The sequence below is a fragment of the Ensifer adhaerens genome (genome assembly GCF_002007205.1).
Classification (GTDB): Bacteria; Pseudomonadota; Alphaproteobacteria; order Rhizobiales; family Rhizobiaceae; genus Ensifer; species Ensifer adhaerens_D.
Genome location: NZ_LAZS01000003.1, coordinates 57,517 through 71,685 on the forward strand (window position 1 = coordinate 57,517; position 14,169 = coordinate 71,685).

Here is a 14,169-nt window from a genome sequence, read left to right on the forward strand (position 1 = left end):
CCGGAAGGCAAGCGGTTGCCGTGCCTGGATCTCTTCCTGACAATTTGGCCATGCCTCCGGCAGGAGCATGGAAAGACGGAGTGTACGCATGAAAAGCCATGCCAAGGTCGTCGTCATCGGCGGTGGTGTCGTCGGTTGTTCGGTGCTTTATCACCTGACGAAATTCGGCTGGACCGATGCCGTGCTGCTCGAACGATCGGAACTCACTTCCGGCTCCACCTGGCACGCGGCCGGCGGCATGCACACGATCAACGGTGACCCGAACGTCGCCAAGCTGCAGAAATATACGGTCGAGCTCTACAAGGAGATCGAGGCGTATTCCGGCCAGGATGTCGGCCTGCACATGACCTCCGGCATGATGCTCGCCGCCACCAAGGAACGTTTCGACTGGATGAAGTCGATCCTTGCCAAGGGCCGCTATATGGGGCTCGAAGCCGAGCTTTTGACGCCCATGGAAGCGCACGACCTGATGCCGCTGCTCGATCCCGACCAATTCGTCGGCGCGGTGTTCGATCCGGTCGAGGGGCATCTCGATCCCTATGGCACGACGCATGCCTATGCCAAATCGGCGAAGAAGAACGGTGCCGAGATCTATCTGCACACCAAGGTCGAGGATCTGGTGCAGCGGGAAGACGGTTCCTGGCGAGTGATCACCAACCGGGGAGAGATCGTTGCCGAGCATGTGGTCAATGCCGCTGGTCTTTGGGCGCGGGAGGTGGGGCGAATGGTGGGCCTCGAGCTGCCTGTGCTCGCCATGGAGCACATGTACCTCATCACCGAGGACATGCCCGAGGTCATCGAATTTAATCGGACGCGCGGCAAGGAACTGATGCACTGCGTCGATTTCGACGGAGAGATTTATCTTCGCCAGGAGCGCAACGGCATGCTGATGGGCACCTACGAGAAGGCCTGCCGCCCGTGGTCGCCGATCTCCACGCCCTGGGACTTCGGCCATGAACTGCTGGCCGAAGACATCGACCGCATCTCGCCGGAACTCGAGGTTGGCTTCCGGCATTTCCCGGCCTTCAACAAGGCCGGGATCAAGAAGATCATCAACGGCCCCTTCACCTTCTCGCCGGACGGCAACCCGCTGGTCGGCCCGGTGCGGGGCCTCAGGAACTTCTGGTCGGCCTGTGCGGTCATGGCCGGCTTCAGCCAGGGCGGCGGTGTCGGCCTGGCGCTTGCCAACTGGATGATTTACGGCGACCCCGGCTTCGACGTCTTTGCCATGGACGTTTCCCGCTACGGCGATTTCGCCACACTTGCCTATACCAATGCCAAGGTGCGCGAAAACTATTCGCGCCGCTTCTCGATCCGCTATCCGAACGAGGAATTGCCGGGCGCGCGGCCGCTGCTGACGACGCCGATCTACGACCGGCTGAAGGCTGCGGGCGCCTTCTTCGGCGCGTCCTACGGGCTCGAAGCGCCGCTGTGGTTTGCACCCGAAGGCGTCAAGGACGCCTTCTCCTGGCGGCGTTCGACCGATTTCGAGACGGTGGGCGCCGAGGCGCGGGCGGTGCGCGAGGGCGTCGGCCTGATGGAGACATCGGGCTTTGCCAAATATGCGATCACCGGCAAGGGCGCCGAAGCCTGGCTCGACCGGCTGCTTGCCTGCCGCATCCCGCAGGCAGGGCGCATGACGCTGGCGCCGATGCTGAAGGATGACGGCAAGCTGATCGGCGACTTCACGCTGGCAAAGCTCGGGGAAGGGGATTTCCTGCTGATCGGCTCGGGCATCGCCGAGGACTACCACATGCGCTGGTTCGAGGCGCATCTGCCCGCGGACGGCTCGGTGACGCTGAAGGCGTTGAAGCTGGAGCTGGCCGGCCTGTCGATCGCCGGGCCGAAGGCGCGCGATGTGCTCGCGAGCCTCACCCATCTCGACGTCTCCGACGCCGTCTTCCCCTTCATGGACATCCGCCGCATGGATCTCGGCATGGCGCCGGCCATCGTCGGCCGCGTCAGCTATACCGGCGATCTCGGCTACGAGATCTGGATGAAGCCCGAGTATCAGCGCTATCTCTTCGAACTCCTGATGGAGAAGGGGGCGGCGTCCGGGATTCGTCTGTTCGGTCTCCGGGCGCTGAACGCGCTGCGCGTCGAGAAATCCTTCGGCAGCTGGGCGCGCGAGTATCGTCCGCTCTATGGCCCGGTCGAGGCCGGGCTTGGCCGTTTCGTTGCGACCGGCAAGAACGCGGATTTCATCGGCAAGGCGGCAGCCGTGAAAGAGAAGGCGGACGGCGGCGCGTTGCGTCTCAGGACCTTCCTGCTCGAGGCCAGGGACGCGGATGTCATCGGCGACGAACCGATCTATCTCGATGGCGTCGTGCGCGGCTGGGTGACATCGGGCGGCTATGCGCATGCAAGCGGCGTTTCGGTTGCCATGGGTTATGTGCCGAAGGAGATTGCCGACCGCAGCGATGGCTGGTCGATCGAACTCTTGGGCGAGATCCTGCCGGCACGTCTTCAGCCGCATCCGCTGTTCGATTCGAACGGTCAGCGCATGCGCGCCTGAGCGTTCGGGCAGGCATGCGGACGAGGGCGGGGCAGGAAGCCTGAGAATACCGAAGGCTTTTACGACTAAAGTTGATGATTTCACGGGCGAAAGCTGCGAAAAATTTGATTCTTCTGGCTGTAAAAGCGTCAAATCGATTTTATCGAGGAAGTTTTTGACGAAGTCGCGTTTTTTAGCTTTCCTTTTCGTTTGAAAGAGGTATGGAATCGAGCAAACACAGCGCTCAACAATGAGCTCAAAAAACAAGAGACCGGACCGTTATGGATCTGGTCCAGGGGAAGATTGATGGAGTATTTCGTCCAGCAGCTCGTCAACGGGCTGACTCTTGGGTCTATTTATGGTATGATCGCAATTGGTTATACCATGGTCTACGGCATCATTGGCATGATCAACTTCGCCCACGGCGATATCTTCATGCTCGGCGGCTTTGCTGCTTTGATTGTCTTTCTGCTTCTCACAACATTCATCGGTGGCGTCCCGGTTGTACTCGCTCTTCTGCTGATGATGGTCGTCGGCATGCTGACGGCGGGGCTCTGGAACTGGACGATCGAGAAGGTGGCCTACCGGCCGCTGCGCGGTTCGTTCCGGCTTGCGCCGCTGATCACGGCGATCGGCATGTCGATCGCGCTGTCGAACTTCATCCAGGTGACGCAGGGTCCGCGCAACAAGCCGATCCCGCCGCTCGTCTCCTCGGTCTATGAGGTCTTCGGCATCACCATTTCGCTGAAGCAGATCATCATCATCGTCATCACGGCGATCCTGCTTTCGATCTTCTGGTATATCGTCAACAAGACGCCGCTCGGCCGCGCCCAGCGTGCGACCGAACAGGACCGCAAGATGGCAGCCCTGCTTGGCGTCGACGTCGACCGCACCATCTCGGTGACCTTCATCATGGGTGCGGCACTCGCTGCCGTCGCCGGCACGATGTACCTGATGTATTACGGCGTCGTCGTCTTCACCGACGGTTTTGTCCCTGGCGTAAAGGCGTTCACCGCGGCCGTTCTCGGCGGCATCGGATCGCTGCCAGGCGCCGTTCTCGGCGGACTGCTGATCGGACTCATCGAGTCCCTCTGGTCGGCCTATTTCACCATCGACTACAAGGACGTCGCGACCTTCTCCATTCTCGCCATCGTCCTGATCTTCAAGCCGTCTGGCATTCTCGGACGACCGGAAGTCGAGAAGGTATAATTCCATGGCAAATATTGCTTCTACGACTGCAAGCGCCGGCACTGACGTGACGGCGCGGGCCCTGCGCGAGGCTGTCTTCGCGGGCCTGATTTCCCTCGGTCTCTTCGTGCTGTTCGTCGGTCTCAAGTCCGACCAGAACATCCGCAACGAACTGATCCTCAATCAACGCTGGGGGCTGCTGGCGATCTTCGTGATCGTTGCCGCTGTCGGTCGGTTCCTGATGGTTGCCTATGTCCAGCCGGCGCTTGCCCGGCGCAAGGCCGCCAAGGCGGAAGCCGAGGACGTGGCGAAGGAGGAGGGCTTCGTCAGCCGCAACTTCTCGAAGCTGGCAATTGCGTTCCTGCTCGTTTATCCGCCGATCATCGTCGCGGTCTTCGGCGTGCAGGGCTCGCTGAAGTGGGTCGACAATTTCGGTATCCAGATCCTGATCTACGTGATGCTGGCATGGGGGCTGAACATCGTCGTCGGTCTTGCGGGCCTGCTGGACCTCGGCTACGTCGCCTTCTATGCGGTCGGCGCCTACTCCTACGCTCTGCTGTCGACCTATTTCGGCCTGTCGTTCTGGATTCTGCTGCCGGTTGCCGGCATCCTTGCCGCCTTCTGGGGCATGATCCTCGGTTTCCCGGTGCTCAGACTGCGCGGTGACTATCTGGCGATCGTGACGCTCGCCTTCGGCGAAATCATACGCCTCGTGCTGATCAACTGGACCGAAGTGACCAAGGGGACGTTCGGTGTTTCCGGCATCGCCAAGGCAACGCTGTTCGGCATCAAGTTCGATGCCTCGAAGGATGGTTTCGCAGCGCTGATGGGCCTGCCGATGTCGTCGGCCTACTACAAGATCTTCCTGTTCTACCTGATCCTGGCTCTCTGCCTGCTGACCGCCTACGTGACCATCCGGCTTCGCCGCATGCCGATCGGCCGCGCTTGGGAAGCGCTGCGCGAAGACGAGATCGCCTGCCGCTCGCTCGGCATCAACACGGTCACCACCAAGCTCACTGCCTTCGCGACAGGCGCGATGTTCGGCGGTATCGCCGGCTCGTTCTTCGCGGTGCGCCAGGGCTTTGTGTCGCCTGAATCCTTCGTCTTCCTGGAATCGGCGGTCATTCTGGCCATCGTCGTTCTCGGTGGCATGGGCTCGCTCACCGGTATCGCAGTCGCCGCGGTGGTGATGATCGGCGGTACCGAAATCCTGCGTGAGCTTTCCTTCCTGAAGATGGTGTTCGGACCGGACTTCACCCCTGAACTCTACCGCATGCTGATCTTTGGCCTGGCCATGGTCGTCGTCATGGTCTGGAAGCCGCGCGGCTTCGTCGGATCACGAGAACCGACCGCCTTCCTGCACGAACGCAAGGCCGTCTCCGGCAGCTTCACCAAGGAAGGGCACGGCTGATGGCCCGCGAGACAACGACAATGACAAAAGACCCCATTCTCAAGGTTGAGCACCTGTCGATGCGCTTCGGCGGTCTCATGGCCATCAACGACTTCTCCTTCGAAGCCTATCGCGGCGACATCACCGCGCTGATCGGCCCGAACGGAGCGGGCAAGACCACGGTGTTCAACTGCATCACCGGCTTCTACAAGCCGACGATGGGCATGATCACGATGAAGCAGAAGGCCGGCAAGGAATACCTGCTGGAGCGTCTGCCGGACTTCGAGATCACCAAACATGCCAAGGTGGCGCGCACATTCCAGAACATCCGGATGTTCTCCGGCCTGACGGTGCTCGAAAACCTGCTCGTTGCGCAGCACAACAAGCTGATGCAGGCGTCGGGTTACACCTTCCTCGGCCTTCTCGGCTTCCCGGCCTACCGCCAGGCGTCGCGCGAGGCGATCGACCTTGCCAAGCATTGGCTTGAAAAGGCGTCGCTGATCGACCGTGCGGACGATCCGGCCGGTGATCTCTCCTACGGCGCGCAGCGTCGTCTCGAGATTGCGCGTGCCATGTGCACGGGCCCTGAGCTTCTTTGCCTGGACGAGCCGGCCGCCGGTCTCAACCCGCGTGAATCGCTGGCGCTCAACGAATTGCTGCGGGGTATCCGCGTCGATACCGGCACGTCGATCCTTTTGATCGAACACGACATGTCCGTGGTCATGGAGATCTCCGATCACGTGGTCGTCCTGGAATATGGACAGAAGATTTCCGACGGCACACCGGATTTCGTGAAGAACGATCCGAAGGTCATTGCGGCCTATCTGGGTGTCGAGGACGAAGAGGTTGAAGCGGTGATCGAACAAATCGAGGAAATCGAAGGCGGGCAGGGGGGCACCAACTGATGACGGCGCCGCTTCTCCAAGTCAAAGCCGTCGAAACCTATTACGGCAATATCCGCGCACTGAGCGGGGTCGATGTCGAAGTTCACCGCGGTGAGATCGTCTGCCTGATCGGCGCCAACGGCGCGGGCAAGTCGACGCTGATGATGACCATCTGCGGCAGCCCGCAGGCGCGCACCGGTTCGGTCTACTTCGAGGGCCAGGACATCACGCGCATGCCGACGCATGAGATCGCACGACTGCGTATCGCCCAGTCGCCTGAGGGACGGCGCATCTTCCCGCGCATGACGGTGTTCGAGAACCTGCAGATGGGCGCGAGCCTCGACAACCTGAAGCACTTCGACCAGGACGTGGAAAAGGTGTTCACCCTTTTCCCGCGCCTGAAGGAGCGCCAGGCGCAGCGCGGCGGCACGCTTTCGGGCGGCGAGCAGCAGATGCTGTCGATCGGCCGTGCGCTGATGGCCCGGCCGAAGCTTCTGCTTCTCGACGAGCCGTCGCTCGGTCTCGCGCCGCTGATCGTCAAGGGCATCTTCGAGGCGATCAAGAAACTCAACAAGGAGGAGGGCCTGACTGTCTTCCTCGTCGAGCAGAACGCCTTCGGCGCGCTCAAGCTTTCGGACCGCGGCTATGTGATGGTCAACGGACGGGTGACGATGAGCGGCAGCGGCAGGGATCTGCTCGCCAATCCGGAAGTGCGCGCGGCCTATCTCGAAGGCGGCCGTCATTGATCGGCCGCACCTGGAGCAAGTGACATGCAGGGAATTCTCTACGAAGAAGCGTCGATCTGGCAGTTTCTTTTCATAAGCTGCGTGCTTGGCGGCTGGACCGCCTGGCGCACGGGCAAGAGCGTGGCCGAAAGCTGGGAAGGCATGCCACGCCTGTTGCTCTATGTGGCGTTGCTGGGACTGGGCATCCGTTTCGTGCACCACGCCCTCTTCGAAGGCACCATGTTCAGCCTGCAATACTATATCGTGGACACGATCGTGCTTTTGTTGTTTGCTACCGCAGGTTTCCGGTACTACCGGACCAAGCAAATGACCAATATCTACTATTGGCTCTATGAGAAGGCTTCGCCTTTCTCCTGGAAAGCCAAATAAAGGGAACAGCGCGCGCCGGTCCGCCGCGGCCGGTGCGAAAGAAACACCGGCGCAACTATGGTGGGCATTGCGCAGGTTGGTAACGAGACCCGCTCGGATAATTGGGAGTAACAAGATGAAAAAGTCTCTTCTGTCGGCGGTCGCGCTGACGGCTATGGTTGCCTTCAGCGGCAGCGCCTGGGCTGATATTCTCGTTGGTGTCGCCGGCCCGCTGACTGGCCCGAACGCCGCCTTCGGCGCACAGCTCCAGAAAGGTGCAGAGCAGGCCGCTGCCGACATCAACGCGGCTGGCGGTATCAATGGGGAACAGATCAAAGTTGTGCTCGGCGACGACGTTTCGGACGCCAAGCAGGGCGTTTCGGTCGCCAACAAGTTCGTCGCTGATGGCGTGAAGTTCGTTGTCGGTCACTTCAACTCGGGCGTGTCCATCCCGGCTTCGGAAGTCTATGCCGAAAACGGCATCCTGCAGATCACGCCGGCCTCCACCAACCCGCAGTTCACCGAGCGCGGTCTCTGGAACACCTTCCGCACCTGCGGCCGTGACGACCAGCAGGGCGCAGTTGCCGGCGCCTTCCTCGCCGCCAACCACAAGGACGCGAAGATCGCCGTCATTCACGACAAGACCCCTTATGGTCAGGGCCTTGCCGACGAAACCAAGAAGTCGATGAACGAAGCCGGCCTCAATGAAGCCCTCTATGAAGGCATCAACACCGGCGACAAGGACTTCTCGGCTCTCATCGCCAAGATGAAGGAAGCCGGCGTCTCGATCGTCTACTACGGCGGTCTGCACACCGAAGCTGGCCTGATCATGCGCCAGATGAAGGACCAGGGCCTCAAGGCAACCCTGATGTCGGGCGACGGTATCGTTTCGAACGAACTGGCCTCGATCGCCGGCGACGCCGTTGACGGCACGCTGATGACCTTTGCTCCGGATCCGCGCAAGAACCCGGCTGCCAAGGAACTCGTCGAGAAGTTCCGTGCCGCCGGCTTCGAACCGGAAGCCTACACGCTCTACGCTTACGCCGCTCTCCAGGTCATCGCTGAAGCCGCGAAGGCTTCCGGCGGCAACGACCCGCAGGCAGTTGCTGAAGCCGTCAAGGCAAAGGGTCCGTTCAAGACCGCGATCGGCGACCTCGGTTATGACGAAAAGGGCGACATCACCCGCCCGGACTACGTCATGTACACCTGGAAGAAGGGCGAAGACGGCAAGTACAGCTACTTCCAGAACGAGTAGTTCTGATTTCGGACCTTGGGTCCGATCTGTTGGGCCCGGCGAGCGATCGCCGGGCTTTTCTTTTGCGGGGCGTTTGCGCGCTGCCTACAGCGCCGCGCGTCTTATCAGACGCGCAAAGGTCGCTGTAACACTTTGATCTGCTACATGTCTTTTCCTTAAATCGAGGACCATTTAAGGAGACATGCAGTCGCTATTTCAGCAAGGTGTCCCTGAGCGACGAGACTTCGGCGCGCAGTCGCTCGATATCGTCGGGGCCGAGCTTTGTCGCTTCGCCAAGGCTGCGGGGCACATCGATCGCCTTCTGGCGCAGCGCCTTTCCCATCTCCGTCAATTGCACCCGTACCTGCCGCTCGTCCGTCTTGTCGCGCACGCGGGCGATGTAGCCGGCCGCTTCCAGGCGCTTCAGCATCGGCGTGAGCGTGCTCGATTCCAGGAAGAGCCGCTCGCCGAGGCTGCCGACCGTCTGGTCGTCCTTCTCCCAGAGAAGCACCATCACCAGATATTGCGGGTAGGTGAGGTCGAGTTCCTCCAGCAACGGCTTGTAGATGCGCGTGAGGGCGTGGTTTGCCGAATAGACCGCGAAGCAGAGGAAACTGTCGAGCCTCAGCATCGCATCGTCGTCGTTGGGATTGGTGTCCGTCATCGCCTTCTCCTGTCACGCCCTAAAATAAATCGTTCGCGATATAATCGCAAGGCATTGACACTTGTGCAGCCGCGGTTTAAATGTTTGTGCACGATCTAATCGCTAACGATACAAATCATATAAATCGCGCACGATTTAATCGCTAGATATTTAAAAGCAACGCGGCATCGCCGCAGGGAAGAAGGAGCGTTTCCATGAGCAAGGCAATCAGCAAGACCGAGGCCCACAGCATCTCTCGCCGCGACGTCCTCTCGGTCGCCCTTGGCGCGGCGGCAACGGCGGCTGCCGTCTCTGCCGTCCATACGCCGGCCAAGGCCGCCGACACATCCGCAGCAAGTAACAACGCGACAAGCGCAGGTTCGCAAGGCGCTGGTATCTCCGGCAGCCGCATCATCACCCGCGATGGCGTCGAGATCTATTACAAGGACTGGGGGCCGAAGGATGGCCCGGTCGTCGTGCTCAGCCACGGCTGGCCGCTGTCGTCGGACAGCTGGGAAGCGCAGGCCTTCCATCTCGCCAATAACGGCTTCCGCGTCGTCACCCATGACCGCCGCGGCCATGGCCGCTCGTCGCAGCCCTGGGACGGCAACGACATGGACCACTATGCCGACGATCTCGCCGATCTGATCAACGCGCTCGATCTGAGGGACATCTTCCTGGCCGGCTTTTCGACCGGCGGCGGCGAGATCAGCCGCTATATCGGTCGCCACGGCACCAGCCGGATCGCCAAGGCCGGTTTGATCTCGGCCGTGCCGCCGCTGATGGTCAAGACCGACAAGAACCCCGGCGGACTGCCGAAGGAGGTGTTCGACGGCCTGCAGGCGGCCAGCCTCAAGGATCGCTCGAAACTCTACCGCGACATCGCGTCCGGCCCGTTCTTCGGCTTCAACCGCCCGGGTGCGGTCGCGTCTCAAGGCATGATCGACAGCTTCTGGCTGCAGGGCATGATGGGCGGTCACAAGAACACCTATGACTCGATCGTCGCCTTCTCGCAGACCGACTTTACCGAGGACCTGAAGAAGTTCGACGTGCCGACCTTGATCATCCATGGCGACGACGACCAGATCGTGCCGATCGATGCGGCGGCGAGAGCCTCGAAGACGCTGGTGCCGCATGCGGAGCTCAAGGTCTATGCCGGTGCGCCGCACGGCATCACCGACACCCACAAGGATCAGCTCAACGCCGACCTGCTCGCCTTCGCCAAGGCGTGACGCGTCTGACGTCATGACAAAAGGAGGCGCCCGCACCGACGCCTCTTTTTTGCTTTTGTGATAGCTGTTTCGCCTGCCGGGATGGCTGTCGCGCCGCGCCGTTTCGTGCACTATCCTTCGGCGATTCTGATCCGGAGGCAGGCATGAACTCGAAACCCCGCATACTCGTCACCCGTCGTTGGCCGGCGGCGGTGGAGCAGGTGCTTGCCGAGCGCTTCGACGTCACCTTGAACGAGCGCGACGTGCCGATGACGGCTGAAGCGCTGGCCGATGCGCTGCGGACCTACGACGCCGTTCTCCCGACCGTTTCCGACCGGCTTCCGGCCGAACTCTTCGCGGGGGGCGGTATCCGGGCGAAGATCCTCGGCAATTACGGCGTCGGCTACAATCACATCGACGTCGCGGCCGCCAGGGCCGGAAACATCGTCGTCACCAATACGCCGGGTGTTTTGACCGACTGCACCGCTGATATCGCCATGACGCTGCTGCTTGCGATCGCGCGTCGGGCAGGCGAGGGCGAGCGGCAGGTGCGCGCCGGTGTATGGAGTGGATGGCGTCCGACCCACATGATCGGCGGCAAGGTCACCGGCAAGACGCTCGGTATCATCGGCTTCGGCCGTATCGGCAAGGCGATGGCCAGGCGCTGTCACTTCGGCTTCGACATGGAGGTCGTCTTCTACAACCGGTCACGCATCGACCCGGCGGAAGCGAGCCGTTACGGCGCCCGCCAGCTCGACACCGTCGAGGATGTGCTGGAGGTCGCGGACTTCGTGTCGCTGCATTGCCCGGGTGGCGGCGAGAACCGGAACCTGATCAACGCCGAGCGCCTGGCCCTGATGAAGAAAGGCGCCTATCTCGTCAACACGGCGCGGGGTGACGTCATCGATGAGCCGGCGCTGATTGACGCGCTCGAAAGCGGCGTCATTCGCGGCGCCGGCCTTGACGTCTTCGAGGCGGAGCCTGACGTGCCGGAACGTCTGCGCACGCTCGAAAACGTCGTGTTGCTCCCGCATTTGGGCAGCGCCACCGAGGAGACGCGCGTCGCCATGGGCATGAAGGTGGTCGACAATGTCACCGCCTTCTTCGATGGTCGCGAACCGCCGGATCGCGTCGCGTAGGAGACTGCCTGTTTTCTGCCCAGCGCCTGCATGGAAATGCAGCAGATTGACGATTTTCTTTGCAAAACAATAACTTGACTTGTCGTGCCGCGATGCGGACGATAGCGCGAAGACAAGGCGGCGGGCCCGGCGGGCGCTGCGCCGGGGATTGAGGGACACCGCGCGGCGGTCGGGTATGAACAAGGCAGCAAGGATCGCCCCGCAGAGGGCCTGGGGGAAGGGACGGCTGGTCGCCAAGGCGGCGCTCGGCCAGAGCCGCATTGCCGAGCTCTATCAGGAAGGTTGTGCCAAGATCAGGCTGCCGAAGACCTTCGACGCGTCCATGGAGGCGGTGCTCATCAATTCCTCCGGTGGCCTCACCGGCGGCGACCGCATGGTCTGGGAAGTGGCGGCAGGGGCCGGAACCGATGTGACCGTGACGACGCAGGCCTGCGAGAAGATCTACAAGGCGAGCGCCGATACGGTCGAAGTGGCGACCCATATCGAGGTTGCCTCCGGCGCGCGCGTCGACTGGCTGCCGCAGGAGACGATCCTGTTCGACCGGGCCGCGCTGTCGCGCTCGCTGGAGGTGGAACTTGCCACCGACGCGACGTTTCTCGCGGTGGAGGCCGTTCTGCTCGGTCGCAAGGCGATGGGCGAGGCGGTGCAAACCGGGCTCTTCCGCGATCGCTGGCGGATCCGTGTCGATGGCAGGCTGCTGCATGCGGAGAGCCTGGCGCTATCAGGAGAAGTCGCCAGCCTTGGCCAGCGCAGAGCGGTGCTTGATGGCGCGGCTGCCTTTGCCACGCTGCTCTACGTCGGTCCGGACTGCGAACTTCATCTGCCACGTCTTCGATCGCTCGTTGAGGGCGAGGCCGGCGTCGGCATCAGCCATTTTCAGGTCGATGGTCGCGACAAGCTGGTGGCCCGTTTCGTCGCGCCGGATGGGTTCGCGCTCAGAAAAATCCTCATCCCCATTATTTCGCACTTGCGCAAGCAGAAGACAGTGCCGAAAGTCTGGGTTCTCTAGGCCATTTCATATTTTTATTGAAACTGTGAAATGATCTAACACATTGAAACTATGTAAATCCTGACGGAAAACCGCTTCGCAGATTTCCAGGGAATTTGCTTCTCGAACAACCGGTGGCGACGCATGAACCTTACCCCGCGCGAAAAGGACAAACTGCTGATTTCCATGGCGGCGATGGTTGCCCGCCGGCGCCTGGAGCGCGGCGTGAAACTCAACCATCCCGAGGCGATCGCGCTGATCACCGACTTCGTCGTGGAAGGTGCGCGCGACGGACGCTCGGTTGCCGAACTGATGGAGGCGGGTGCGCAGGTGCTGACGCGCGATCAGGTGATGGAGGGCATCCCCGAGATGATCCACGACATCCAGGTCGAGGCGACGTTTCCTGACGGCACCAAGCTTGTCACCGTGCACGAGCCGATCCGCTAGGCGGCGAGACGACGATGTGGCTTGCGGGCGTGGCCCCGGGCTTTAACCAAGGAAGCAAGCGTGCGGGCCTCCCAGGCGGCTTGAGGAGAGGATCATGATCCCAGGAGAAATCATCGCGGCTGCCGGAGAGATCGAGCTCAACGCCGGCCTCGAAACGACGACGATCGAGGTTGCCAATACCGGCGATCGCCCGATCCAGGTCGGCAGCCACTACCATTTCGCCGAAACCAATGCGGGACTGCAGTTCGACCGCAACGCCGCCTATGGTCGGAGACTCGACGTTCCGGCCGGCACCGCCGTGCGTTTCGAGCCGGGGCAGACGCGTCAGGTGACGCTGATCCCGCTTTCCGGCAAGCGCGAGGTCTATGGCTTCCGCCAGCAGGTGATGGGCAAGCTATGAGGGGGCTGCCGGGTCTCGGGCTGCTTCTTGTTCTTGCTGCGCCAGCCTTCGCCGAGGATGCGCCGGCTGTTGATTGCGCAAGCGCGACGGCGCAACCGGACCTGAACGCCTGCGCCTATCGCGAATATGAAGCGGCGGACGTGGAATTGAATGCCGTCTACAAGCGGGCGATGACGGCGGCGCAGAATGTCGACAAGGAGCTCGAGGGCGCCGAGATCGGTGCGGTCGAGGCGCTGAAGAAGGCGCAGCGCGGCTGGGTCGCCTATCGCGACGGACAGTGCGAGCTGGCCGGCTTCCAGGCCCGAGGAGGCCAGGCGGAATCGATGCTGGTTTCGGGCTGCCTTGCCGAGCTGACGCAGAAGCGCACGGCCGAGCTTAACGAATTTCTCGAAAATCGAGGGAACTGACCAGTGCAGGGTCGCCGCACCATCATGATCGTGGGCAATGGCGAAGTGCCCGAAGGTTTTGGCGCGACGATCGATGCCGCCGATCTCGTCGTGCGCTTCAACGATTGCCGCTCCGTCGGTTCCGGGGGGCAAAGGACCGATATCGTCGCCGTCTGCAATACCGGGCGCCCGGGGCTTGCCATGCTTGGCGGCGGCCGCTGGAAGACCAATGCCGCCGTGCGCCAGGCGCGGGAGATCTGGTGCGTTCGCTCCGGCGCGAAGTTTGCCGCGATGCGCGCTCGGCTTGCGGAAACGCATCCGGACCTCGACGATTTCTGCGACGATTACACTGTCGGGTTCGAGAGCTTCGCCCGTTCGACCAAGCGCGGCTTTCGCGTCGTTCCCGTCGATGTGCACGACCAGGTGGAGCAGGATCTCGCTGGCTTCTCGCCGGACCCTTACGTCGTTCCGTCGAGCGGGATGATCGTGATTGCCGATATTCTCGCACATCTGGCGACACCCGAGGATGACGTCGTTCTTGCCGGCTTCGGCCACATCGGCTGGCAGTGGCATCCCTTTGCCGCCGAGCGCCGCCATGTCGATGCGCTGGTGGCGAGCGGCCGCCTTCGCCGCCTCCATCCCATTTCTTTTTCGTCCCAAGGAGCCTGAAC

Annotated in this window: 15 protein-coding genes; 14 read left to right on the forward strand and 1 reads right to left on the reverse strand. The window is 61.9% G+C overall.

Going from position 1 to position 14,169, the window contains the following annotated elements; translation table 11 throughout:
- The first annotated feature begins 88 nt into the window (after positions 1-88).
- From XB14_RS02220 to XB14_RS02250, 7 genes are all read left to right on the forward strand, one after another.
- Complete coding sequence (locus XB14_RS02220) at positions 89-2,515, forward strand: GcvT family protein (protein ID WP_077959997.1); 2,427 nt, start codon at positions 89-91, stop codon at positions 2,513-2,515.
- A gap of 285 nt (positions 2,516-2,800) precedes the next feature.
- A complete protein-coding gene (locus XB14_RS02225; protein ID WP_077959998.1) occupies positions 2,801-3,703 on the forward strand; it encodes a branched-chain amino acid ABC transporter permease in 903 nt (300 codons plus the stop codon).
- 4 nt (positions 3,704-3,707) lie between these two features.
- The gene (livM, locus tag XB14_RS02230; RefSeq protein WP_077959999.1) at positions 3,708-5,093 is read left to right on the forward strand and encodes a high-affinity branched-chain amino acid ABC transporter permease LivM; all 1,386 of its coding nucleotides are present in this window, start codon (positions 3,708-3,710) and stop codon (positions 5,091-5,093) included.
- On the forward strand, positions 5,093-5,977 hold the full coding sequence (locus XB14_RS02235) for an ABC transporter ATP-binding protein (RefSeq protein ID WP_077960000.1): 885 nt from the start codon (positions 5,093-5,095) through the stop codon (positions 5,975-5,977). The genes livM and XB14_RS02235 overlap by 1 nt, the downstream gene beginning before the upstream one ends.
- On the forward strand, positions 5,977-6,702 hold the full coding sequence (locus tag XB14_RS02240) for an ABC transporter ATP-binding protein (protein WP_077960001.1): 726 nt from the start codon (positions 5,977-5,979) through the stop codon (positions 6,700-6,702). Before XB14_RS02235 ends, XB14_RS02240 begins: the two co-directional genes overlap by 1 nt.
- Positions 6,703-6,726: 24 nt before the next feature.
- Positions 6,727-7,071 carry a DUF6867 family protein gene (locus XB14_RS02245; RefSeq protein WP_077960002.1) on the forward strand — a complete coding sequence of 115 codons (345 nt, stop codon included), beginning with the start codon at positions 6,727-6,729 and terminating at the stop codon, positions 7,069-7,071.
- Between the two features lie 115 nt (positions 7,072-7,186).
- Entirely contained in the window at positions 7,187-8,305 is a 1,119-nt protein-coding gene (locus tag XB14_RS02250; RefSeq protein WP_077960003.1) for a branched-chain amino acid ABC transporter substrate-binding protein, read from the forward strand.
- Positions 8,306-8,495: 190 nt separating this feature from the next.
- On the opposite strand, the gene XB14_RS02260 is transcribed toward XB14_RS02250, so the two are convergent.
- Positions 8,496-8,948, reverse strand: coding sequence for a MarR family winged helix-turn-helix transcriptional regulator (locus XB14_RS02260; RefSeq protein ID WP_077960004.1), 453 nt, complete (start codon positions 8,946-8,948; stop codon positions 8,496-8,498).
- A 194-nt stretch (positions 8,949-9,142) separates the two neighbouring features.
- On the opposite strand from XB14_RS02260, the gene XB14_RS02265 reads away from it, so the two are divergent.
- From XB14_RS02265 to XB14_RS02295, 7 genes are all read left to right on the forward strand, one after another.
- Positions 9,143-10,159, forward strand: coding sequence for an alpha/beta fold hydrolase (locus XB14_RS02265; RefSeq protein WP_077960005.1), 1,017 nt, complete (start codon positions 9,143-9,145; stop codon positions 10,157-10,159).
- A 143-nt stretch (positions 10,160-10,302) separates the two neighbouring features.
- On the forward strand, positions 10,303-11,277 hold the full coding sequence (locus tag XB14_RS02270) for a 2-hydroxyacid dehydrogenase (protein WP_077960006.1): 975 nt from the start codon (positions 10,303-10,305) through the stop codon (positions 11,275-11,277).
- Between the two features lie 175 nt (positions 11,278-11,452).
- A complete protein-coding gene (locus XB14_RS02275) occupies positions 11,453-12,286 on the forward strand; it encodes an urease accessory protein UreD (protein ID WP_077960007.1) in 834 nt (277 codons plus the stop codon).
- 123 nt (positions 12,287-12,409) lie between these two features.
- Positions 12,410-12,712: an urease subunit gamma gene (locus tag XB14_RS02280; protein ID WP_057249031.1), complete on the forward strand. Its 303-nt coding sequence runs from the start codon at positions 12,410-12,412 to the stop codon at positions 12,710-12,712.
- A 94-nt stretch (positions 12,713-12,806) separates the two neighbouring features.
- On the forward strand, positions 12,807-13,112 hold the full coding sequence (locus XB14_RS02285; RefSeq protein WP_077960008.1) for an urease subunit beta: 306 nt from the start codon (positions 12,807-12,809) through the stop codon (positions 13,110-13,112).
- Positions 13,109-13,519, forward strand: a complete 411-nt coding sequence (locus tag XB14_RS02290) for a lysozyme inhibitor LprI family protein (RefSeq protein ID WP_077960009.1) — start codon at positions 13,109-13,111, stop codon at positions 13,517-13,519. The genes XB14_RS02285 and XB14_RS02290 overlap by 4 nt, the downstream gene beginning before the upstream one ends.
- Positions 13,520-13,522: 3 nt before the next feature.
- A complete protein-coding gene (locus XB14_RS02295) occupies positions 13,523-14,167 on the forward strand; it encodes a Urease operon accessory protein (RefSeq protein WP_077960010.1) in 645 nt (214 codons plus the stop codon).
- Positions 14,168-14,169: the final 2 nt, after the last annotated feature.